This window comes from Limnohabitans sp. WS1 (assembly GCF_003063265.1).
Classification (GTDB): domain Bacteria; phylum Pseudomonadota; class Gammaproteobacteria; order Burkholderiales; family Burkholderiaceae_C; genus Limnohabitans_A.
Map to the genome: position 1 here is coordinate 152,238 of NZ_NERU01000008.1, position 23,877 is coordinate 176,114.

The 23,877-nt window shown below is 55.0% G+C and carries 9 protein-coding genes and 1 tRNA gene; 6 read left to right on the forward strand and 4 right to left on the reverse strand.

What is annotated here, in order from left to right:
• Positions 1–59 precede the first annotated feature (59 nt).
• On the reverse strand, positions 60–12,956 hold the full coding sequence (locus B9Z48_RS11985; RefSeq protein WP_108378654.1) for an S-layer family protein: 12,897 nt from the start codon (positions 12,954–12,956) through the stop codon (positions 60–62).
• 218 nt (positions 12,957–13,174) lie between these two features.
• Here B9Z48_RS11985 and B9Z48_RS11990 point away from each other — a divergent pair, with 218 nt between their 5' ends.
• The 4 genes from B9Z48_RS11990 to B9Z48_RS12005 all read left to right on the forward strand — a co-directional run bounded on the left by B9Z48_RS11990 (position 13,175) and on the right by B9Z48_RS12005 (position 18,665).
• On the forward strand, positions 13,175–15,082 hold the full coding sequence (locus B9Z48_RS11990; protein WP_108378656.1) for an ATP-binding protein: 1,908 nt from the start codon (positions 13,175–13,177) through the stop codon (positions 15,080–15,082).
• The gene (locus tag B9Z48_RS11995) at positions 15,079–15,774 is read left to right on the forward strand and encodes a response regulator transcription factor (RefSeq protein ID WP_158273255.1); all 696 of its coding nucleotides are present in this window, start codon (positions 15,079–15,081) and stop codon (positions 15,772–15,774) included. Before B9Z48_RS11990 ends, B9Z48_RS11995 begins: the two co-directional genes overlap by 4 nt.
• Positions 15,775–16,005: 231 nt before the next feature.
• Positions 16,006–17,961, forward strand: coding sequence for a sensor histidine kinase (locus B9Z48_RS12000; protein WP_108378660.1), 1,956 nt, complete (start codon positions 16,006–16,008; stop codon positions 17,959–17,961).
• Between the two features lie 5 nt (positions 17,962–17,966).
• Positions 17,967–18,665, forward strand: coding sequence for a response regulator transcription factor (locus B9Z48_RS12005; RefSeq protein WP_158273256.1), 699 nt, complete (start codon positions 17,967–17,969; stop codon positions 18,663–18,665).
• A 126-nt stretch (positions 18,666–18,791) separates the two neighbouring features.
• Here the strand turns inward: B9Z48_RS12005 and B9Z48_RS12010 are convergent.
• The 3 genes from B9Z48_RS12010 to B9Z48_RS12020 all read right to left on the reverse strand — a co-directional run bounded on the left by B9Z48_RS12010 (position 18,792) and on the right by B9Z48_RS12020 (position 22,191).
• Positions 18,792–18,868, reverse strand: a tRNA-Val gene (locus B9Z48_RS12010).
• Positions 18,869–18,944: 76 nt separating this feature from the next.
• The gene (locus B9Z48_RS12015) at positions 18,945–21,194 is read right to left on the reverse strand and encodes a bifunctional (p)ppGpp synthetase/guanosine-3',5'-bis(diphosphate) 3'-pyrophosphohydrolase (protein ID WP_108378692.1); all 2,250 of its coding nucleotides are present in this window, start codon (positions 21,192–21,194) and stop codon (positions 18,945–18,947) included.
• 58 nt (positions 21,195–21,252) lie between these two features.
• Positions 21,253–22,191, reverse strand: coding sequence for an alpha/beta fold hydrolase (locus tag B9Z48_RS12020; RefSeq protein WP_108378662.1), 939 nt, complete (start codon positions 22,189–22,191; stop codon positions 21,253–21,255).
• Between the two features lie 110 nt (positions 22,192–22,301).
• Between B9Z48_RS12020 and B9Z48_RS12025 the strand changes: the two genes are divergently transcribed.
• Together B9Z48_RS12025 and ompR are read left to right on the forward strand one after the other, a co-directional pair.
• Complete coding sequence (locus B9Z48_RS12025; protein ID WP_108378664.1) at positions 22,302–23,072, forward strand: 3-hydroxybutyrate dehydrogenase; 771 nt, start codon at positions 22,302–22,304, stop codon at positions 23,070–23,072.
• Positions 23,073–23,076: 4 nt separating this feature from the next.
• Positions 23,077–23,805, forward strand: a complete 729-nt coding sequence (ompR, locus tag B9Z48_RS12030) for a two-component system response regulator OmpR (protein WP_089962804.1) — start codon at positions 23,077–23,079, stop codon at positions 23,803–23,805.
• Positions 23,806–23,877 lie beyond the last annotated feature (72 nt).

The following is a 23,877-nucleotide window of genomic DNA, read 5'->3' on the forward strand; positions in this document are numbered from 1 at the left end:
AAAACTTGCACAGACAAAAAGGCAATGGGGTGAATCAAAAACCCCATTGCAGGCTGAACTTAAGCCAGAAGGACCGGCTCCGGTTTGGGCAAGAAGTTGGCCAACTGGAACTCCTGACCCAAAGTGTTGACCGTGGCCAGCAGATTCAACTCGTATGCATCCACCGTGTTGTCACCGGTCGACGACTGGGTGTGCGCCCAGATTGCAGTGACATTTGGGTTATCAGCGGCCGTGACGCCAAAGACCGTGGTGTTGATCTCGCTGTTGTCGGTGGTACCGCCGAAAGCTGCATCGAAGTCGAACACGCTGCCCAACAAGTCACTCACGGCCTGTGCATCATCAACGGTACTGGCATCAAGTGTGCTGTTGGCCGAAGTCACCAAACCAAACTCGGTGGTGCTCAGGTCAAAGGCTAGTCCTTTAATTTCGTTAAAGCCAACTGTGGTTTTGAAGTTCCCAAAAGGTTCGAAGTAATAACCCGCAGGGGCAGACAAGATGACGTCTCCACCTTCGGCCAAACGTGCCGTGAAAGCAGGTGCACCAGCACCACCTGTAGCGTTCAAATCAGCCACGAAATCTGCCAAATTATCGAAAGATTGTTTTCCGGACGGTAAGTTGTAATTGACCACGGTCAAAAAGTCTATCGTTCTCACAGCCAAGCCAAAATTGGTGGGACCAGAAAGGTTTTCAGCTGAAATTGTGAAAGCCAAGTCAGCTGAGGGCAGTGTCCACGCATAGCCAATTTCTGTGGGTAAATCGTAGGGACCAGTCACGCTAACTTCAGATGCCACCACATTTTCTTTGGTCACAAGAACCGGTGTGGAAAAACCCAAGCTGCCCGTCACATCGCCTTCCACCGTGCTGGCCAGAAGCGCAGATTCCAGCGCCACCAAGTCATAAGCCGTCTGGAAGTTGTTAACCACATCGGACACCGATGAGCCGGTTGAACGCACCGTCAGCAACGAGAAATCCCACTCGAATGGCGCAAAGCCATTGATGGTTGGGGTCACCGTCAAGCCGTCAGATGGGCTGGCGCTGTTGTTCACCGACCCTGCACTTGCGCCCGATGTACCGCCGTCACCAGAAACAGTGCCGTTGCCAAGGTTCAAGTTGTCGGCAGGGTTGCTGCCAGTCCCGTAAGCATAGGTGCCCGAACCTGGGGCTGTTTCAGTACCACCATTGAGGTAAGTGGTGTTGAGACCGGTATCGGTGAATGTGCCAGGGTTGGAGCCATACAAGCCGTCGGCTCCCGCGCTGTTATTGCCAGCGTTGATCTGGGGTGAGCCCACATTGGACGTGTAGCTGTTGCCAGGGTTGTTGAACGTCTGGTCCACACCTGTGCCATTGAACACCCCACCCGTCACCGCGCCTGTCAGCGGGTTGTCACCGTGCAAGCTTGCGTCACCGTCAGTATCGGCACCCTGGCCGTTGTCGGGGTTCAAGAAGTCTTGGTTCACGCCGACCAGGCTTGAATCACCTTGATTAACGCCCACCAGTGGGCTGTCACCATAGAAGTCCTCACCCCCCTTGTCACCCGGGTTGACGATGGTCTGGTCGACGTCCGTCACATCCTTGGCCACAGTGCTCAGGTCCGCAGCCGTTTCAACGGCTTTGTTCGCCACCAGATCTGCACCTGCAGTTGTCGACGTCGTCTTGGCCACGCTCTCAGGATTGGCAGCGTCGTAGGTCACCACGCCCGCGGTGATCTCGTCAGCCAAGAAGCCCGGGCCCACCTCCACCGCACCGGTGAAAAGGCGCACCGTGTTGGTCTGCTCGTCTTCTGATACTGTGCCGAGCACGTTCGCACCATAGACACTGGCCGTCAAACTGATGGTGCGTGCCGTCGTGTCGGCAGTGGCGCTGGACACCAAGAATTGAGACTGCAGCGCAGCGGCCAGGCCATTGAGGATGTCGGCACCCGTGTCACTCGCCTGCACCGTGTAGGACGCAGACGTCTTGCCCAGCTCCACCTTCACAACGTCGCCAACGGTTCGGCCATTGAGGTAGCTGTTGGTAAAGCCCAGATCCAGTTGCTGGTAAGCATTGTTGCCACTCAGGTCGATCGAAGCGCGTGTGAAGTCCGACACCTTGAGGGTGTCGAGCTCGCCATATCGGGCCGTCAAGGTCATCGTCAGTTTGGCCTCGTCGATCACACCCACACCTGCCGCATCCAGCTTGGCAGCAATGCCGGTGCTGTTGGTGTCCAAGGCAATGGCGGCCAGCAATTTCGTGCGCAGATCCTGCAGGATCTCCAGGCGCGTGTTGCCGTCCACCGTGAAGGTCTGGCCCCCGATGTCGATCGATATTTCGCGACCGATGCCCGCGATGAAATCGTTGTCGGTCTTCACCGACGACATATCAATGTCCGTCACTTGCTTGACACCGTTCAGCGTCTGCGTGGCAGCGATCGCCAGCGGTGCTGTGGTACCTGAAGCCGCAGTGAAGGTGAAGGTGGTACCGGTCAGCGACACCGTTACCTCGGTCGTGTCCAAGCCTGGGGGGGTGGCCGATGGGGAAGCTTGGAGCACTGTCAGCAGCGCCTGGGCCGTGCCTGCAGCATCACCCGCCACAATGTTGGCTGTGTAGGTCTTGCCCAGCACCGTCACCGATACCGTGCCCGTCGTAGCCAGCTTGTCGTTGCCCGTAGCGATGTAGCTATCTTTAGCTTCACTGAATTTCACCTTGGCTGGGTCTGTGATGGTGGCAGTGCTGATGTCGAAAGCATGTTCGGTTTTGTCCTTGGACGTCAGCGTCATGGTGCCGGTGGCGCTGTCCAATGTGACACCGCCCAGCACAGCGGCCAGTAAGGGGTCGACCGCTAGCGAAGAACCGCTGCTGCCACCGCCCGTGTCTGAGTATTTCCCCTGACCGTCCTCGCCAACAGCAGCAAACTCAAAAACTTCCGCCCCGGAGAAGTACTCCGGCAAGGTCTCATCCCAACCTTGCGGTGTGTTTTCTGGGGCGAAATAATTACCATAACTTTCAAGTCCAACGGTCAATTTAATGTTTTCTCCCTCGTCATTCGTGGTAAAAACAATATTGCCGTTAACGATATCAACAGATTTAAACACTTTGTCGGTTCGGCTGGTGGTCGGATTGACTTGAGCGTCAAACGTCAAAGCCTCAAGGTGATCAAGAAATCCCTGCAGACTAGTGAATTGACCATCTCTGTCTGTAAAGACACGGTTAGAGAGACTTCCGTGAAAATAGGCACTTCCGCTTTTAAAAAAGTCGTTGTCTCCGGTTGAATCCTCAATTTTGACAAACCAATATTTCAAATAGAAACCAGAACTGAAGCCCGAACCATCTGATCCGTAAGTACCACCAGAACTGTTGGTGTCAGTATTGACGAAATCACTGGTGCGGTCGATGGTCACGAGCGCAGCCGGCTCAACACTGGAGACAAGCCCTGCCTTGACCAAGATAGCGTCCACCAACGCCTGCTGGCTGGCCGCCGCGTCGCCGTTCACCATGTCCACAGTGACCGTCACGTCGTTGGCGGAATCACCTGCCACATCGGGCGTAGTGTCAATGGTCATGCTCAAGGAGCCACCGCTGTAGTAATCAGTGCCTGTAGTGCTGTAGGTGGCAGTGGCGATCTGGTGCTGGCCCTGGTAGTCCAGCGCCACATCGGTCACGTCAAAGGTGTGCTCGCCCGGGTTTTTGGCCGTCAGCACAATGCTGCCGTTGACCACCTCGGCGCCTTGCAATAGCTGCGACAGCACGGGATCGATGTTGACCATCGGCCCCCCAGTGCCATTCACAGTCTGCGGGTCCAGCAAGCCAGGACGCCATGAAATACCAGTGTAATTTACCCAGTATCTATCTTCAACGTCTAAAAATGTGATCCCAAGCGTGGCATTTGCACCTGTAGCTTCGCTGGTGATCTGAATAACGCCGTCTTTGATCGTGGCTGAACCAATTCCAGACAATGTTTCGATGTAAGAAAGCAAGTCAGCAATGGTTGTCAGCTGCGTGGTAGTACCACGTACTATCAATCCAACATTATCACTGGTATCGCCATCGAAAAACACTTCATTGGGCGTGCCACCATTGATGATGTATGTCATCTGGATGGATGGAGAGCCATAGTGGTTACCAAGGAGCATTTCCTCCTCCAAGGTGAATACACCAATATCTTTTGCAAAGCTCAAAGTAACCGGTGTTCCAGTTGAGCCGTTGATGGCGTAATTTATGGAGTCGGCCAGGGCTTTAGAGGTCAGCGCCGAGCTATCTGTGTTGGCAATAACTTTGCCTGATGTAAACCATAGCTCACCATTTACTCGGTTAATTTGGTTAGATTCCGAATATGCCACACTGGAAATGTCAGGCTTAAAAGTGATCACAATCTTACCGTCTACCAACTCAGCCGACTGAACATAAGTTGATGTTTCTAAACCGGCGAGGTACTCTGCCATGGTACTTCCCCCAAGTGAGACTGTACTAGTAGGAAAAGTTGGGTCATCCGGGTTTGAGAAAACAAGATTGTGTCCACCGTAGCCGATCGTATCGGTGACCAACAAAGGATTTTTATACGCCAATGTTGCGACCGCCGGTGCTGACTTGACCATGTCAACGGATACGGTGGAACTCAGCGTGCCATCTGCGCTGCTGATGGTGGCGTAGACCTTGCCGCCCGCGTAATAAATATCGACACCACGGGTGGTTGTGCCACCGGTGGTCGCACCGTCAGAGAAGGTGTTTGTGTAAGTGCCTGCGCCGTCCAACGTGATGGTGGCCTGTTGCTTGACACCTTGATAGTCCAGTGTGACGTCACTGATCTCGAAGCTTTCTTTGCTGTAGTCCGCTGCGGTCAGGGTGATGGTGCCGTTTTTAAGAGCAGCAGATGCAATCACGCCATTCAAAGGACCATCAACAGGCGTTCCAAAGACGGAATCCGGGTTGCCATTCTTGTCCAGCGTGAAGATGACATTACTGAAAGTTGTGTCACCAAAGGCGGGCACCAGCGAAGCGCCCAGCACATCGGGCACCACCAACAAGCTGCCGTTTTCGGTGAGTGTCCAAGTGGCGTGACCTGCGTAAACCGTGTTCAGGTAAGCCAAGGCTTCGCCAACGTTGGTCACGTTTATTTGTTGTATACCTGTAAAAGAAACATCCGCCTGGGTTGGCACGAACAAACTTCCGTCAGCATCTTGCACGCCTACATGCATGCGTACTTTGGGGTATCCACCGTCATTCGTGAGTGTGGTACCGGCAGTCAACGCAGTACCGAATTCAAAGGTCTTGCTTTGCACAAGATCGTTGATGGCGTCTACCAGGGCCTCGGAGGTCAGATAAGCGCTATCTGTGTTCGCATAGACATTGCCTGATGTAAACCACATCTCACCATTTACTCGGTTAATTTGGTTAAATTCCGAATACGAAACACGGGAAATGTCAGGCTTAAAAGTGATCACAATCTTACCGTCTACCAACTCAGCCGACTGAACATAAGTTGATGTTTCTAAACCGGCAAGGTACTCTGCCATGGTACTTCCCCCGAGTGAGACTGTACTAGTAGGAAGAGTTGGATCATCTGGATTTGAGAAAACAAGATTGTGTCCACCGTAGCCGATCGTATCGGTGACCAGCAACGGTTTTTTATACGCCAATGTTGCGACCGCTGGCCCCGACTTGACCATGTCAACTGAGACGATAGTTGTGACGTCGTCGCCGCCGCCTTTGACGCCGTCGGTACCGAAACCGGTGATTGAGACGTAGGCCTTGCCGCCTGCGAAATAAACATCTGCGCCACGACTGGTTGCTGTACCGTCGGACAGCACATCATAAGCACCGTCTTGACCAACAGTTTCCAAGGTCAGCGTCGCTTGCTGCTGCTCTCCCTGGTAGCCCATGGAAGCGTCGACGTGCAACGGGTCTGACTCTTCCGTCGCGGATTTGATCACGAGTGTAGGGCTGCCAATGCGCTCGCCGAAGTTAAGACGGACAGCCGTCCCTACATCCGCGAATCCAGGTCCACTGACTTTTTGGGTGAACTTCAATGTGCCATCGATGTAACTCACATCGTAAACATCTTTGAGTAATTCCCCAGTGGTATCCCCACCCTTCTTCAATGAATCAACAAATGCCTGAACATTTTCAAAATAAACGAAATCAGCATTAATTACGGTTGTGCCATCGATTCCAAAGTAGGTTCCAGAAACTCGATCAAGGGTTTCGTCAATCCGATAATTAAAGGGATGAGTAATATTGGCAACGTTTCCGAATGCGAGAAAAGTTTCCCTGTACTCTGGATCGTATAATAAATTTTCTTTTTCTGCCGCCAGATAGAACCCACCTTCAGGAGCGAACCCAGCATATTCAACATACTCTGGCGAACCCGACTCCACGAGATTTTTAACTGAATAGCCGCCTAAGACCTGTGCAATTTCAAACGACTGCTCGACGCTTTCGAGCACCGCGGCGATGTCAGCGTTGGATTGTGAGACCGTGGTGACTGAGGAGGCACTCTTTCCATCTGCGCCTGCAGTGCCGTCTTGATTCCGCAACGTCAGTGAAGCATCCCCACTGCCCGTAGAAGAAGTCACGCTGTTTGCCGAGCCGGTACTGAAGGTAATTTTGTCGCCAGCAGCATCCAGAACAAACACGGCCACACCGTCAAAGGCGCGGTTGAGCTCGTCTACCACCTCAGCCACAGTAGTGGCCTTGGTCGTGTCGCTGGCCACCGTCACGCCGGCCTCTTTCGTCTCGCTGTTACCAGCGATGTCGCCCTGGAAGTTCACCGATTTGAGCACGCTGACATCACCGATCTTCATATCAATGACGTACCTTTGTTTGACGCCGTTCGCGTTGTTGAGCAGCGCGTCTGCAGTCAGGTCAAAACCGCTGGCAGAGAAGTCGAACACACCGGTCTTAAGACCCTTGGCGGCAACATCAATTGCATCGCGCAGGTTTTGCACGGAGGCAGCGGCATCGCCAGCCACCATGTCGGCGGTGACGGTCTGACCGGCAATCTCCACGCTCAGCGTGCCGCCTTCGTAGTAGTCAGCGTTGTTGCTGCTGTAAGTGACTTTGCTCACTTGCTGCACGCCATTGGTGTCCACTGTGGCGGAGTCGACCTTGAAGGTTGGTGCTGCAGCGTCGGTAACAGGAGCCACTTTGCCGGTCAGCGTCAGCATGGTCGGGTCGGTGTTGGAGATCGTGACCGATGCGAGCTTGCCCGCAATGCTGCCGCCTGTGCCATTGGCAGTTTCAATGGCTGTTTTGAGGGCAAGCACAGACTTCGCGGGGTCAGGTGCCCCACTGACTGGGTCAAACACCACATTGGCGGTGATTTCGGTGCCGTCGATGGTGATGCTCAGTTCGCGAACAAACTTGGTCGTGTGGCCCGTGTTGGTTTCAGTTGGCCAGTCGGCCACAGTGCCCGAGAAGTCCACAGTGACCACAGTGGCTTGGCCATTGTTGTCAATGGCGGCTTCGACGTCGCCACCGGCGAAGGCGGTCAAGGTGGCGCCCGATTTGCCAAAGAAGCTCAGGCTGCTGCCATTGCTGGTGACGGCACTGAGCACGTCGCCCGAGAAAATGTGCAGGTCCGCTACGGTCATGGGCGGGGTTGCGCCAGCCAAAGTGGTACCAAAAGCAGCCTCGATCGATGCAGGTGTGGCCATGAACAATGGGCCACCCATGGACGGATTCGCTGTGTAGTTTGGCAACAAGCTGATGTCGAACAGTTGCAGACTGCTGTCGGCATGGTAATCACCCCCAGCTCCGACGCCAATGATGCCCAAGAGGTATTGGCCACTGGAGCCAATAATGTTACCTAGAGAGGTGCCCAGCAACAACAAGGTGTCAGCAGGGATGACACGGTAACCCGCAGGCACCAAGTAGCGGCCGTTGGCGTCCAAGTCAGCAACCGTCAAGGGCTCTAAATTCAAACCATTGTTGGTGAGGATGTCCACGATGCTGACTCGGTAAGCCACCACAGCAGCGGAGTTGTCCACCGGCACGGTTCTCGCTGCGATTTCGCTGGCAAAAGCAGCCAATTCGGATTGAATGGTTTGGTCAGTGATCGTGTCACCGTATTCGGTGGCCACGGTGTGCGTGTATTCGACACCGTTGATGGTGACGGTGAACACCGAACCCACGCGGTAGTCTTGGGTATCGGTCGAGAAGGTGACGGTGGAAACGGGCAGCGAAGCGCCGTCGTTGACCGTCTGGTAGACCACGGTGTCGCGCGATGTGTCGGCACTGGTCAGGTTGATGGTGTCGCCACCGGCTTGGCCCACGATGGTGTCGTTGCCCCGACCTGCGTCGATGCTGTCGTTGCCTGCACCGGCTTCCACGCGCAGATTGACCGATTGGTCAAACGAGGTGAAGCGCATGGCGTTGGCCAATTCGTCGCCACGGGCCACGACCTGGGTGGCGCCCTGCAAGGCGGCACGGGTGTCGGCATTGAGCATGCCCGCTTGCAAGGTGGTATCCCAGTCGCGCACGGTGTAGGTGGCGTTGTCCACCAAGTTAAAGCCGGCCTCGATTAGCTTGGCGGCCTGCGCCACAGTCAACGATGAGGTGATGTCGAGGACGACGTCGGCAGGGTTGCGTCCTTGCACAGCGGCCAGGAATTCGGCTGACAGGGTTTCACCGGCGTTGGCACCGTCATAGAGCCAGACGCTTTCGGCGGGGACGGAGTTTTCAGCAATGAGTGCGTTGATCTGCTCAGGCGTGTAAGAAGGATCCCGTTCAAAGTTGAGAATTGAGCGCAAGTTCGCTTCAGTCAAAATGACTGCGAAACCTGGTGCAAAGAAAAATGCAACCTTGTCCGAGAAGTCGAATTGAACTGTTCCCCCGGGTGGTGTTAGACCATTTTGTAACAGCCTTGGGTCTTGATTTAACGCAATGACCTTGATGAAAGTGTCAATATCAACAAATCCGTTGTTTGCGCCGATCGGCACTTGGTACTGACCATTAGCGTCGAAATCTTTCAGAAAAACTTCATTACTCATATTGTCAACAAAGCCAACCAATACATTGCCTGCATTGAACTGGCTACCAAAAACGGCACCCGCCGTCAACGTCACGGTCAGAGGGGTGTTATCCACCTTCAACTTGTCCGAGTCGGCAATGAGGTCAGACGTGATGACGCCGAAATTGTCAGCGACAGAATTGCCTGCAGCATCGGTGATCGCGCCGCTGTTGAGTTTCAATGCATTAGCCGCATAACCAATGACGTCTGTATCGGTTTGTGCCCCAGTCAAGGTGTATTCAAAAACCAGTTTGTTGGAGCCAGCACCGCCCACCAAAGCCGCTTGCACGGTGGTACCGCCCACATCGAGTGCAAATGTTGGTGCACCATTGACCAACACCGCATCGTCGAACGAGACCGTGACACGCACCACATCGCCTTCGCCATAAGCCCCGTTGGCATCGGGATTGCTGGCTGTGATGGCGATGTTGCTGATGGCGGGCGCTGTGGTGTCCAGGCTGCCCTCGAGAGCCAACACGCGTGCGGCCAAGGCAGACAACTCACCCCCTGCAGAACTGGCTGCCGACTGCAGCGCAGCCAGTGCAATCTTCAAGCCAGCAATGGAGTTGGTGGTGGGTGAGCCCGATGAGTTGCCCACTGCATTCGTATCGTCTTGAATCAGCGCCGTGTTGGCTGTGTTGGAGTCTACCTGGGTCTGCAAGGCCGTGATGTCTTGGCTCAGTTCCAGCACGGCAGCGGCCACTGCGTCTGCAATGGTTTTGAACAGGCCAGTGGCTTGAACGGGGGGGGTGGCGCTGGGGTCTGCGGGCACACCGATCTTGGTTTCCAAGCCACTGAGTGCGCCAGAAGTGGAACTGTTCAGCGCGTCCAGCGCTGCTTTCAGACCCGCGATCGATGCTGTGGTGGGCTGACCGCCCACGGGGGCATCGTTGATGAGTTGGGCAATCGCATCGGCATTGGTTTTGTCGCCCGAGGCAATGGCGGCTTCCAACAAGCCCACTTGGGTGTCGATTTGTCCTTGCAAGCTCAGCACGGCAGCGGCCACTGCGTCAGCAATGGTTTTGTACAGGCCAGTGGCTTGAACTGGTGGGGTGGCGCTGGGGTCTGCGGGCACACCGATCTTGGTTTCCAAACCACTGAGTGCGCCAGAAGTGGAACTGTTCAGCGCGTCCAGCGCTGCTTTCAGACCCGCGATCGATGCTGTGGTGGGCTGACCGCCCACGGGGGCATCGTTGATGAGTTGGGCAATCGCATCAGCATTGGTTTTGTCGCCCGAGGCAATGGCGGCTTCCAACAAGCCCACTTGGGTGTCGATTTGTCCTTGCAAGCTCAGCACGGCAGCGGCCACTGCGTCAGCAATGGTTTTGTACAGGCCAGTGGCTTGAACTGGTGGGGTGGCGCTGGGGTCTGCGGGCACACCGATCTTGGTTTCCAAACCACTGAGTGCGCCAGAAGTGGAACTGTTCAGCGCGTCCAGCGCTGCTTTCAGACCCGCGATCGATGCTGTGGTGGGCTGACCGCCCACGGGGGCATCGTTGATGAGTTGGGCAATCGCATCAGCATTGGTTTTGTCGCCCGAGGCAATGGCGGCTTCCAACAAGCCCACTTGGGTGTCGATTTGTCCTTGCAAGCTCAGCACGGCAGCGGCCACTGCGTCAGCAATGGTTTTGTACAGGCCAGTGGCTTGAACTGGAGGGGTAGCGCTGGGGTCTGCGGGCACGCCAATTTTGGTTTCCAGCCCGCTGATGGCACTGTTATTAGAAGAGTTAAGAGTGTCCAGTGCGGCTTTTAAGCCGGCAATCGATGCGGTGGTAGCCGGGGTCATCACAGTGACGCCATCCAGCTCGTAAACCGTGTTGTCTGTAAGTTTTGCAATCGCAGCGGCATTGGTGGCGTCGCCTGAAGCAATCGCGGCAGACAAGGCGGTGTTCAGGTCGGCGATTTCACCGTCGATGTAGGTGGTCAGCTTGGTCACTTCGGTGCCCAAACTCGCGGTCAATGTGTCGATCTTGGCCTGCAGCGCGGCATCACCCGCTTCGTAAGCGCTGGTCAGGTTCGAAACAGCGGTGACCAAGTCGGCCGCCACTTTCGCGATGGCCGCTGCGTTGGTGGCGTCGCCTGAAGCAATCGCGGCAGACAAGGCGGTGTTCAGGTCGGCGATTTCACCGTCAATGTAGGTGGTCAGCTTGGTCACTTCGGTGGCCAAACTCGCGGTCAGCGTGTCAATCTTGCCCTGCAGCGCTGTATCACCCGCTTGGTAGGCAGTGGTCAGGTTGGACACAGCGGTGACCAAGTCGGCCGCCACTTTGGCTGTGGCCGCTGCGTTGGTGGCGTCGCCTGAAGCAATCGCGTCAGACAAGGCGGTGTTCAGGTCGGCGATTTCACCGTCGATGTAGGTGGTCAGCTTGGTCACTTCGGTGCCCAAACTCGCGGTCAATGTGTCGATCTTAGCCTGCAGCGCGGCATCACCCGCTTCGTAAGCGCTGGTCAAGTTGGACACAGCGGTGACCAAGTCGGCCGCGACTTTGGCTGTGGCCGCTGCGTTGGTGGCGTCGCCTGAAGCAATCGCGGCAGACAAGGCGGTGTTCAGGTCGGCGATTTCGCCATCGATGTAAGTGGTCAGCTTGGTCACTTCGGTGCCCAAACTCGCGGTCAATGTGTCGATCTTGGCCTGCAGCGCGGCATCACCCGCTTCGTAAGCGCTGGTCAGGTTCGACACAGCGGTGACCAAGTCGGCCGCCACTTTGGCTGTGGCCGCTGCGTTGGTGGCGTCGCCTGAAGCAATCGCAGCAGACAAGGCGGTGTTCAGGTCGGCGATTTCGCTGAGCAAGCTGTCAACGGCAACTTTGACCTTGGCGTCCACAATGTTGGACAGGTCGACGGTAATCGGATCGAAGGTGGGCCCCTCAACAGTAATTTGGGGGGCTGGACCCGTTTTGAGCAAGGTGTTTTGAGCCATGGCGTCCAAGACGATCTGCGCTTGTGCTTCGCTGGCGACCAAAATTTGCAATTGCCCCTGGCCACTGGCATCCACGCTGGACACCAGCGTACGGATCTGAGCGTCCGTCAAATTGGTGGTGGTGAAGTCCAGAATCAAAGTTGAATTGAGGATGACCTCGCCCACATTCCAAGTCGCAAAAGTGGTGGCGTTGACAAAAACCTGTCCGTCACTGACCACCAGTTTGCCGCCGCCCAGATTCACTGTGGAAGTCGAATCCACGGTCACTTGGCTGGCATCGGTGGGCATGTCAAAAGTGAGCGTGCCACCTTGCAATTGGATGTTCAAGATCACGGTCTGTTTGTCGGCGTCGACCAAGACCCACAAATTGCCTTTGCCTGTGACTGCCAATGTCTTGAGCAAGCTCAGATTCATCACATAGTTCTCATTGACCGGGATGGCCAGAGGGCTACTGGCCGCATTGCCCAGACCCGATGAGGTGACCAAGCGCAGTTTGTCTTGGTGCAAAGGGTCAGCCACAGCATCAAACACTTTGAGTACGTCACCGTCTTTTTGAACGAGCCTGAAAACTTCTGTGGGCACTGGAGCAAGCGGTACAGCAGTCGAGCCTCCTCCTCCTCCCCCAGCTGCCGCAGCCAGCCCCACCCCGCCTAACACCATCAAGGCCGTTGAGCCCATGCCGGCAGTGGATGCGTAGACCACGGATTCGCCACCACGTGTCATTGCCGTGCTGGCTGTTTCAGCCGTAATGGCACCAGCTGTAGAGGCGGATGCTGGAATCTCACCTACTGGGAAAAACGCCACATTGGGTACTGAATAGAATTCACCCAAAGTGGCAACTTCACCTTGACCTTCAAGCTCCAAAACCAGGTCTTTACCTTTGCGCTTGGCCAACAAACCTTGAACTGGCTTGCCCGTGGTTTGGTCGACAAGGGCAATCTTGGCACCAGGGGACAGTTTGACTTTGCTAAGTGCATCCAGCGTGTAAGTTTGCTGCCCTCCGCTGGCCAGTTGGACGATCGCTTTGACATTGGCTTTGGATGTTGCGGCCATGGTTACCTTTGAAGAAGTTAAAAATTTCTACTGAAGTTCTTATTTAATTTGCAAATTAATCAAAAGTAATTTTTATACTTTTGACATTCATGTATTTGCGAATTAAATAAATTTCACGCTTCTAAACTCTAATTAATTGAATTCATCAAATCCAACAAAACCCAACAATCCAGTTGTTAGATTCTTTAGCTAGAGCCATGTGACGACGTCGCCATTTCATGCGAATCCAGATTGACCAAACAATTTTTTTCAGAGCAGTCCTGATCTGGGCTTTGCTGTTTTTGCAAGCCTGTAGTGGCGTCGCTGATCGCTCGAACGACAAAATTGAACTGATCGAGTCCACATCGTGGTGGGTGGACAAAAGCGGCCAGGCTCAATTGCACGAGGTCATGGCGGTGACCGATTGGCAAGAATTCAAAAACTGGAAAAGCTTTGGCTTTGGCAGCGAGGCGATTTGGCTGCGTGTGAAGTTGAAGGCGGCGCAGGAAGCTTCATCTGAGCCTTGGGTTGTCAGCGCTGGCCCCGTGTTTTTGGATCACTTGACGATTTTTGACCCGACAGCCAATCTGGTACTGAGGGGGGGGGATGCGATAGCGCCCACAAATGAGGATTTTCAGTCTCTGGATTTCAGCTTCCAAATTCCAGCACTGGCGCATGAGCGTGACCTTTTTGTGCGGGTTGAAAGTATGAGCTCACGACCTATATTTGTGGCTGTTCAGCCATTCCATACAGCGATGTCCACCTTATTGATGAAGGATTTTCTGTGGGCTGTGCTGTGGACCACATCTTTCATCTTGACACTTTGGGCGGCAATGCAATGGTGGCACAACCATGACAAAGTGATTGGTTTTTACGCCATCAAACAAACGGTCACTACAGTCTGGTTGTTTTTTTTCTTGGGGTTTGGTCGTGTGTTCCTAGGGCCGTGGCTTGAACCTGGCGTGGGGACGGCGATAGCAGCGGTTTTAGTGCCATGTCTTTTTGCAAGTATTTTGATTTTCATCAGCATCTTGATCGAAACATACAGACCTTCCAAGTTTTTGTTAAAACTTTGTAATGTACTTTCTGCAGTGTTTTTATTACTGCCTTGCGTACACTTTTTGGGGTTTACCCGTGAGATGCTCAAGTTGTGCAGCATGTTGGCCCCTTTGGCTTTGTTGTTGATGTTCGTCACAGCACTGAGCGCGGTGAGATCACCAGTGAAAAACCCCATCAAGATTGAATATTTGGTCCTTTATTTGCTGGTTTATGGATTTTTTAACGCCCTGCCTCCAACTAAGAATTTAGGACTGATCGAAGAATTGCCATACATCTTGATGAGCAATTTGATGCATTTGCTTTTGGACAGCACGATCATGTTTGCCCTGTTGTATATCCGAGCCAGGGCTTTGCAGCGGGCACAACATGAGTTGAGCCTGAAGTTGGAGAGCAGCACGCTACGCATTCAGGCGGAGCAACGCTTGCGTGAGGATCAAAGCAAGCTTTTTTCGATGCTGGCACATGAAATAAAAACACCTCTGGCCACGCTCAGCATGTGGATGGAAACAGGCACCCTGAGCCCAAGCAAGATTTCCAGGTCGATATCGGACATGAATCTCATCCTTGAGAGAAGCGTGCAATCAGGGCAACTGGCCGACCAATCTTTGCAACCCGCCACGGAGCGTCTGGATGCCACTGCGATCACCCAGGCGTGTGTTCGGTGGTGCAGAACACCGGATATTGTGGATGGGGTCTGCCCAGAGGGCCCGGCCTGCCTGACGGGAGACGCCCACATGTTGCAGATCGTGCTGAGTAACTTGCTGGACAACGCGTGCAAGTATGGCCAGCCACCGAAACGGATTTCACTTGAACTGACGCCTTGGCTGCTCAATGAGCGCCCAGGTTGGCGCTGGCGCATCAGCAACTCGATCAACCCAGGTGACGCACCCGAGGCGAATCGTTTGTTTGAAAAATACTACCGCAGCCCGCAGGCGCGTCGTCAATCTGGATCGGGCTTGGGCTTGTTCCTGGTCAAGGGTTTGGTGGATTTGATGCAAGGCACCATCACTTATGAGCTGAAAGATGAGCGCGTGACCTTTGAGATTTGGCTACCTTCACAAGCGCCATGGCCGAGGATCAGCCCATGAAGTCATGCCCATTGAAAATTTTGGTGGTCGAAGACAACGAAGACTTGTTGCAAGCCACTTTGGTTTTTTTTCAGCAGCAGGGACACACGGCCCGTGGGGTCATCATGGCAGAGGAGATCAACGATGCCTGCCAAGATTTTTTGCCGGATGTGTACGTAATAGACGTGAACCTGCCCGATGAGGATGGTTTGAGTTTGACGCGGCGAATACGAGACTTTCAACCCAGTGTGGGCATCGTGATCACGTCAGCCAGGTCACAAATTGGTGACAAGGTCTTGGGCTACGACAGTGGCGCAGACATCTACTTGACAAAACCTGTCCACCCCAAAGAACTGATGGCTGGCATTGAGTCTTTGGGCAAAAGAATGAGCAAAGCCCACCCCACACACGAACAATTGAGCTTGAAAGTATCTCGCCGCGTTTTGACGGGATCGAACGGAAAGGTCGAACTGACAACAGGAGAGGCAGTGGTTTTGGCGGCATTGGCGCGTGCGCCTGGCTTGAAGATGGAACGGTGGCAATTGATGGAGTTGATCGGCGCGGGTGGCACGGCAGCAACACCTGCGTCATTGGAGATGCGGATTGCACGCCTGAGGAAAAAACTGGACCAAGTTGGTGCCGATGCACCTTCCATACAGTCGATTCACAAAACGGGTTATGTTTTGTGCCAGACTATCTTGCTGGAGAACTGAAACGGGGCAACCGTTAACCGCTTTACTTGATCACTTGGAAATTAATGAGTTAATTAAAATACAAATTTTTTTATAAATATAAAATTGTAATTAAAATTCTTACAAATCACTTTGACGTTTTTGGACATTAAAATCAACACATAATTTAAGGCAATCAATATATAAACAAAAGTGTTGAAAAATATCAAATCATTTATTGTTTTATGTTTGTGTTGCCTCACCTTCGGGGCAATGGCTAAACCTCTGACTGCACAGACTCAACAGCTTGATCAGTCGGCCAAGGTCGAGTTTTTAGAAGACCCTAGCTTGACGCTGAATCTGCAAGATGTGCAGGCCATGAGCGATCGGTTCCAAACTTGGACATCGGTCGATGAAACATCCGCCCCCAGTTTTGGTTTCACCCCATCGGCCTATTGGCTCAGGTTCACCCTGCAACGTGAGCCAGATGCTCCCGCCCATTGGCTCTTGGAAATCCCTTATGCCAAACTTGACCAGTTGGATTTTTATCCCTCGAATGGCCAAGCGGTCTTGACCGGTGCCGGCCGTGATTTGGCAACACGACCTGTGTTTAGCCGTTTTTTTGTGTTCCCTCTTCAGGTGGGCGAAGAGCCGACGCAGGTTTATTTACGGGTGACTTCGCGTTATGCGCTCACGGTGCCCTTGACGGTGTGGGCACCCGATGCTTTCAAACGTGATGAACTCTTGACCGAGCTTTCGCAGTTCATGTATTTCGGGGGGCTGGCCATTTTGACTTTGTATGGCTCGATTCTGTTCATTGCCTTGCGCGACTCACGGTTTTTGTTTTTTGGGCTCTACACCTTGGTCCTTGGGCTCGGGATTTTTGCCGGCAACGGGTTCGGTCGTTTGGTGCTCTGGCCCTCGTCGCCTGCCTTTGACGATGTTTCTCAAAGTGCTTTTTTATGTTTGGCCGCTATTTTTTCAACCAAGTTCGCCCGAAAGTTCTTGGCCGTGCCCGGCATGACTCCGTGGATCTTGACGTTTATCCGTGGGTGTGAATGGCTGTTTGGAATCATCTTTGTTTTGATCGTGCTCCAGTTCGTCATGCAGCATGGCTTACCCAACGTCAACCAGTTGCTGTTCATCAACTCTTTTGTCATGGCCTGCCTGGTCAGCTGGGCCAGCTTGAGAGCCTATCGCCGCCAACAGCCGGGGATTCGGTTCTTTTTCTGGAGTTGGGCGATTTTGTGGTTTGGCGTGATGATTGCGGCTTTGCGTGTATTCGGAGTTTTGCCCAGCAATGTGCTCACCATGTACTCTGTTCAAATTGCCACCACATTTGAGACGGTGCTTTTGGCCATGGCCTTGGCCGATCAGCTGCGCCTGGATGTTTTGGCCCGACGAGAGGCGCAGCAAGAGGTCTTGGCGACCAAGCAACAGGTGCTGGAGATGACGCTGGATTCCGAGGCCAGGCTCAAGCAAGCCGTGGCAAATCGCACGCAAGAACTGGAGGCGTCTTTGGCCACGGAAACCTTGTTGCGTGAACAATATGTGCGCTTTGGGGCGATGGTGGCCCATGAATTTCGCACGCCCCTGGGCATCATTCAGACTCAAATGAGTGTGATGCGCAAGGAACTTGAGCGTGGCATCGATCAGATGGCTCAACGCATGCAGGCCATCCAAAGTGCCACAGAGCGTTTGTCGGTGATGTTTAACCGGTGGCTGGACAACTCTGCCATGATCAATGCGTCGTTCACTTTGTCAAAAAAACCGCAGATGTTGGAGACATGGTTGCAAGCGCAACTGCCCCAACTGCGGCACTTGACCGTGAACCACCGCCTGGACGTGCGTCTGAACGGCTCCAAGGCCAATGCCATGGTCGATGACGACCATTTGGGCCTGGTCTTGAGCAATTTGATGGACAACGCATGCAAGTATTCACCAGCTGGAACCCGTGTGACCCTTGAAGTGGTACACAAACCGGGTTTTGTCGGCATCTCCGTCAAAGACGAGGGGCGAGGCATTCCAGAGGACGCTCACGCCACGGTGTTTGCTGAGTTTTCGAGGTTGCCGCTGGTTGAGCAGATCCCGGGAGTGGGCTTGGGATTGGCGATGGTGCAGCGCATCATGCTGGCGCATGGCGGACACGTCACTTTGGACAGCAAGCCGGGCCATGGTGCCACGTTTTGTATTTGGCTGCAAAGCTTGACAGTTTCAGGACAAGAATGAATTCCATGTTGAATGACACCCCAGTTCGTGTGTTGATCATTGAGGATGACCCGGCTTTGCGGGAGCCTTTGGTCAGTTTTTTGATGCTCGAAGGCATGCAAGCCCAAGGGGTGGACAGTCTGGAGGCCGCTGACCATGCGATTCGGGGTCAAGAGTTGGATGTGCTGCTGCTGGACTTGGGCCTGCCCGATGGCAATGGCTTGACTTGGTTAAGCCATAGAACCGATTTGAGCGACAAAGGGGTGATCATCACCAGTGCTCGCAGCGATGCGCTGAGCCGCGTCAGTGGCATCAGGGCCGGGGCCGATATGTATTTGGTCAAACCGGTTTTGCCCGAAGAAATTGCTTCCTTGATTCACAATTTGATGAAGCGCTTGCGTGTTCAAAAGTCACAAGCTTGGGTGCTGGACACCAAGAGTTGGCAACTGCAGGCCCCGGATGGGAAAAAACTCAAATTAACCCACTCAGAGCATGCCTTGGTTCAGACTCTGGCCAAAGCCAGCGGGCGTGTGGTGACCAAAGAGACTTTGGCCACCGGTTTGGGGCATGTGCCAGAAATTTACGACTACCGCCGCCTGGAGGTCATCATTCGCCGTTTGCGCAACAAAGTGCGCGAGACTTTGGGTGTGACCTTGCCCCTAGAGACTGCGCATCGAATGGGGTATTCATTCACCGCAGACATCAGAGTTGGGCGAGTTGGATGATTCGAATGAATCATCCAAGCAAGGATGACTGTTCGGTAGGTCACAGGAAAGTAGCTGACGGGAAACCCATGAAATAAAAAACCCGGTCAATCGATGATTGACCGGGTTTTTTAATCCTACCAAATTTGGTAGGCGCGACTAGATTCGAACTAGCGACCCCCACCATGTCAAGGTGGTGCTCTAACCAACTGAGCTACGCGCCTGTTGAAGACTCAAATTATAGCGCCAAAAAACCGCTTTTTGAGACACCACGCAAAGAATGCACTGAAAAGTGTCACTTCATCGTCTTTTGGCGGCTCTGACCCCTTTGACGGCACGCACACTGACCAAAACTTTGCTCAAGCTGACCGCATCACCAATTTCGACGGTGAACGTCATCCACGCTGTACCCTTGACGGACTGGGTTTGCACACCAATCACGTTCATCTTTTCTTTGGCAAAAACTTCCGAGATGTCGCGCAGCAATCCCTGCCGGTCAAAGGCCTCTACCGCGACATCCACCGGGTAGACCGGGCCGTCTGCGCCTTTGCGCTCACCCCAACGTACGTCGATCACGCGTTCGCCGTTGCGTGACGCCAATTCACGAAAGTTGCTGCAGTCCAGGCGGTGAATGCTCACGCCTTTGCCCCGGGTCACAAAGCCGCCAATGACATCGGGGGGTGCGGGTTTGCAGCAGCGCGACAATTGGGTGAGCAAAGAATCCACGCCCACCACCAACACGCCCGAGGGTGATTTGCGGGCCACGGCACCTTTGAACTTCTTTTGGAAGTACTCGTCAGGTTCGAGCGCAGGTTCAGGGGGATTGAGCAAGACCTCGATGTTGCGCAGCGAGTATTCGTCTTTGCCCACCACCTCAAACAGGTGATCTGCCGTTTTGAAACCCAGCTGGCTGGCCAAATCATCCAAGCGAATGGCCGTGCGCCCCAAGCGTTGCAAGGCTTTTTCGACCGATTCGCGGCCACGGGCGATGGTTTCCTGGCTCACCTGGGCATTGAACCAGGCCCGCACCTTGGCCCGCGCCCTCGGACTGGCCAAAAAACCCAGCTCAGGGTTGAGCCAGTCGCGCGAGGGGCCGCCTTCTTTGATGGCGATGATGTCCACCGTTTGACCATTGGCCAAAGGGGTCGACAGCGGCACCATGACCCCGTCGACTTTGGCGCCCCGACACCGGTGCCCCAAATGGGTGTGAACTGTGTAGGCAAAGTCGATGGCGGTGGCGCCTTGCGGCAACTCCACCACGGCAGCGTCAGGCGTCAGCACATAGATACGGTCTTCAAACAAAGCGCTGCCGGATGCTTTTTCTTGCGCGGCACCCGACAAATCGCGCTCCCAAGCCAGCAACTGGCGCAGCACGGCGATTTTGGTGTCGTAAGCGCTGTTGGCCGACACCCCGGCATAGCCTTTGGCTCCGGCTTCTTTGTAAGCCCAGTGGGCGGCCACACCATGCTCGGCGTGCTCGTGCATGGCTTGGGTGCGAATTTGCACCTCAATCGGTCCACCGTCTGCGTCGCGCACAACGGTGTGCAAAGACTGGTAGCCGTTGGCCTTGGGCTTGGCAATGTAGTCGTCAAACTCCTCCGGGATGGGGGCAAAGTGCTCGTGGACCCAGCTGAGCACTTGGTAGCAATCGGCCACTTGAGGCACCACCACACGCAGGGCGCGGATGTCAAACACCCGGTCAAAGGCCAGCGACTTGCCGCGCATTTTGCGCACAATGCTGTAGATGTGTTTGGGCCGTCCATCGACTTGGGCGGTGATGCCCTGCCCGGCCAAAGCTTGCTGCAGGCGTTCGCGCAGGGCCTGCATGTAACGCTCGCGCTCGGTGCGTTTTTCATCAAGCAGGCGGGCAATGTCTTTGTAAGTAACCGGCTCTAAAAACCGGAAAGACAGGTCTTCCATCTCCCACTTGATCTGCCAAATGCCCAAGCGGTTGGCCAATGGGGCAAACACCTGCAAGGACTCGCTGGCCAAGGTAGGCGGCACGGGCAGTTTGGTGGCCGCGTAATGGCGCAAGGTCTGCAAACGCGAGGCCAGGCGCAGCATGACGACCCGCAAGTCGCGGCTGAAGGCCAGCAGCATTTTGCGCACGTTTTCGGTCTGCACCTGCGGGCTCAAGGGCGTGTTGTCAGCCCCATGAAGATGAGATTCAGCAGCACGCGACAGGCGCTGCACATGCACCAGGTGATTGGTCTGTATGGCCAATTGCGCCAAATGCGGCCCAAACGCTTTGGCAATCACCTCTTCGGGTTTGTTCAGGTGGGGGCAGGTGTAAACCAAATAGGCAGCCGCTTGCATGGCCACCGAGCCGCCGATGTCCGACAAGATGGCGGCCATGGCATCGGCATGGGCGAGGATGTTTTCCCCGGTGTCGAGCCATCCACCCGAGATCAAGGGCTCGGCAAAAGCACGGGCTTTGGCCAGGGTTTCGCCTTGTTCGGCCTCAGCGGTGGCCAACATGACGGGGGGCAACTCGGCAGCATGGGCCAATGGAAGTGATGGCGCGACAACAGACGTGGCCGGGGCATGCATGCGCCCGGGTGAGGACATGGGGCTGGCCGAGTGGCTGATGGTGGGACTGACCATGGACTCAATCGCTCAACAAGAAAGAGGCCAATGCCCGAATTTGGTCTTCGCCGGTCAAAGTGGGGGCATGGCCAAAACCAGGCCATGTCTCCAAGCGAGCGTGTGGGCCGCGTTGGGTCATCTCGAGGGCCGTCTCGGGGGTCAACAAATCGGAATCTTGACCACGGATGAGCAAGGTTTGCGCTTGAACTTGGTCGTACAAAGCCCACAAAGTGGCCTCACCCGCAGCGGCCATGTCGGGCGTCATGGCCCGCAAGGGCACGCCAATGGCCGGGTCGTAATGCAAGGTCAACCCACCTTGGGTGCCAGGTCGGGTCATGTGCGACGACATTTCTCGCCAGACCTCGGGCAAGACTGGGCCAAAGCCTTGCGACAACGTCCACAACTGCGCAGCGGCTTCATCCAGATCGCGGTATTGGCCATATTGGCCCACATAGCTTTGCATGCGCTGCACCGAGGACCAGGTGATGGCCGGCCCCACATCGTTCAACACCAATCGGCGAATGGGGGCTGGCAAAGGCAAACCGGGCTGGCCACACAACACCAGGCCGATCAGCCCCCCCATGCTGGTGCCCACCCAGTCCAGGCTTTGCATGGGCAAGGACCCGAGTTGCGCCTGCACCTGGCCCAGCATGGCCAGCATGTCGGCCGCATATTGAGGGATTTGGTAAAGCGCAGGGTTGTTCAACCACTCGCTTTGGCCGCGCCCGGCCACATCGGGGCAAATGACTTGCAGGGCTTCGGTGCTTTGGGCCACCAAGGCTTGCGCCAAGCGGTCGAAATCGCGCCCCTGACGTGTCAGGCCATGGGCACACACCAAGACCCGTTGCGCTTGCGCGTTGCCCCAGCGCCAATAGGCCATGCGGTGATGGCCTTCGGGGTGCGGGCAATCGACGAATTCAAGCTGAGGCTGATCATTAAGAGAAAGGTGTGTAGCGGTCATGACAATCGGAAACAATCTGGCAGCGTTGCAATTCAAACTGGGCTTTGGCAGCGCCATAATGGACTTTTGGACATCCTAATTCATCTTTCTCATCTTTCGGAGTAGACATCATGTTGCAAGGTAAAACAGCGTTGGTCACCGGTTCCACCAGCGGCATCGGTTTGGGCATTGCCAAGGCTTTGGCCAAACAAGGCGCCAACATTGTGCTCAACGGCTTTGGCGATTCACAGGGCCCTCAAGCTGAAATTGCCGCCTTGGGCGTCCAAGTGGCCTACCACGGTGCGGACATGAGCCAAGCCTCTGAGATCGAAGCCATGATGAAGTTCGCAGCCGACACCTTTGGTCGGGTGGACATTTTGGTCAACAACGCCGGCATTCAGCATGTGGCCAAGATCGAATACTTTCCGGTGGAGCGATGGGACGCCATCATCGCCATCAACCTGACCAGCGCCTTCCACGCCACCCGCTTGGCACTGCCCGCCATGAAAGCGGCCAACTGGGGCCGCATCATCAACGTGGCTTCGGTTCATGGTCTGGTGGGTTCCGCAGAAAAATCGGCTTATGTGGCCGCCAAACACGGTGTGGTGGGTTTGACCAAGGTCACCGCCCTCGAAAACGCAACCACCGGCGTGACCTGCAACGCCATTTGCCCCGGCTGGGTGCTGACCCCGCTGGTACAAAAACAGGTCGACGCCAAAGCGGCGGCCATGGGTTTGTCCAACGAAGAGGCCAAAAAGGTCCTGCTGCAAGAAAAAGAGCCCTCGATGCAGTTCACCACACCCGAAGAGTTGGGTGATCTGGCGGTGTTTTTCTGCTCACCCACCGGCAACAACGTGCGCGGTGTGGCCTGGAACATGGACGGCGGCTGGGCAGCCCAGTAAGAGCATGAGCACTTCTGCACGTCTGGACAAAATTGTCATCGTGGACGATGACACCCGCATTCGTGATTTGTTGCGCCGATTTTTGTCGCAAGAAGGCTTTGACGTCTTGCAGGCCGAAGACGGCCGCGCCCTGGACCGCATTCTTCAGCGAGAAACCATCGACCTGATCGTTTTGGACCTGATGCTGCCCGGCGAAGATGGCCTGAGCATTTGCAAGCGACTGCGCAAAACCGGCACCAAAACACCGGTGATCATGTTGACCGCCAAGGGTGAAGACGAAGACCGCATCAGCGGCCTGGAAATTGGCGCGGATGACTACCTGGGCAAACCCTTCAACCCCCGGGAGTTGCTGGCCCGCATTCATGCGGTGCTGCGACGCCGCCCCGTCACCGAGCTGCCCGGCTCACCGTCCACCGAAGACGAGGTCATCACCTTCAGCAGCTTCAAGCTCGATCTGGGCGCACGCTCACTGAGCAAAGATGGCGTCGACATGCCCTTGACCACCGGGGAATTTGCCATGCTCAAGGCCTTGGCACGTCACCCCCGCCAATCGCTCACCCGAGACAAATTGGCCCAACTGGCGCGAGGGCGTGAGTTTGAGCCCTTTGACCGCAGCCTGGATGTGCAGATTTCCCGACTGCGCAAAATGATCGAGCTGGACCCCGGCTCTCCCAAAATCATCCAGACCGTCTGGGGCGTGGGTTATGTGTTTGTCCCCGATGGTCAATCGTGATCGATGCGAGCCCCATTTCAGGTGAATTACCCGACTCCCTGAAGCCCCCACCCAGGCTCAAGCTGAGCCTGT

Bases quoted from the DNA above. Each gene is read 5' to 3' on its own strand.
- B9Z48_RS12025 (WP_108378664.1), top strand. From the start codon at position 22,302: ATGTTGCAAGGTAAAACAGCGTTGGTCACCGGTTCCACCAGCGGCATC.
- B9Z48_RS12020 (WP_108378662.1), bottom strand. From the start codon at position 22,191: ATGACCGCTACACACCTTTCTCTTAATGATCAGCCTCAGCTTGAATTC.
- B9Z48_RS12015 (WP_108378692.1), bottom strand. From the start codon at position 21,194: ATGCATGCCCCGGCCACGTCTGTTGTCGCGCCATCACTTCCATTGGCC.
- B9Z48_RS12000 (WP_108378660.1), top strand. From the start codon at position 16,006: ATGGCTAAACCTCTGACTGCACAGACTCAACAGCTTGATCAGTCGGCC.
- ompR (WP_089962804.1), top strand. From the start codon at position 23,077: ATGAGCACTTCTGCACGTCTGGACAAAATTGTCATCGTGGACGATGAC.
- B9Z48_RS11985 (WP_108378654.1), bottom strand. From the start codon at position 12,956: ATGGCCGCAACATCCAAAGCCAATGTCAAAGCGATCGTCCAACTGGCC.
- B9Z48_RS11995 (WP_158273255.1), top strand. From the start codon at position 15,079: ATGAAGTCATGCCCATTGAAAATTTTGGTGGTCGAAGACAACGAAGAC.
- B9Z48_RS12005 (WP_158273256.1), top strand. From the start codon at position 17,967: ATGTTGAATGACACCCCAGTTCGTGTGTTGATCATTGAGGATGACCCG.
- B9Z48_RS11990 (WP_108378656.1), top strand. From the start codon at position 13,175: ATGCGAATCCAGATTGACCAAACAATTTTTTTCAGAGCAGTCCTGATC.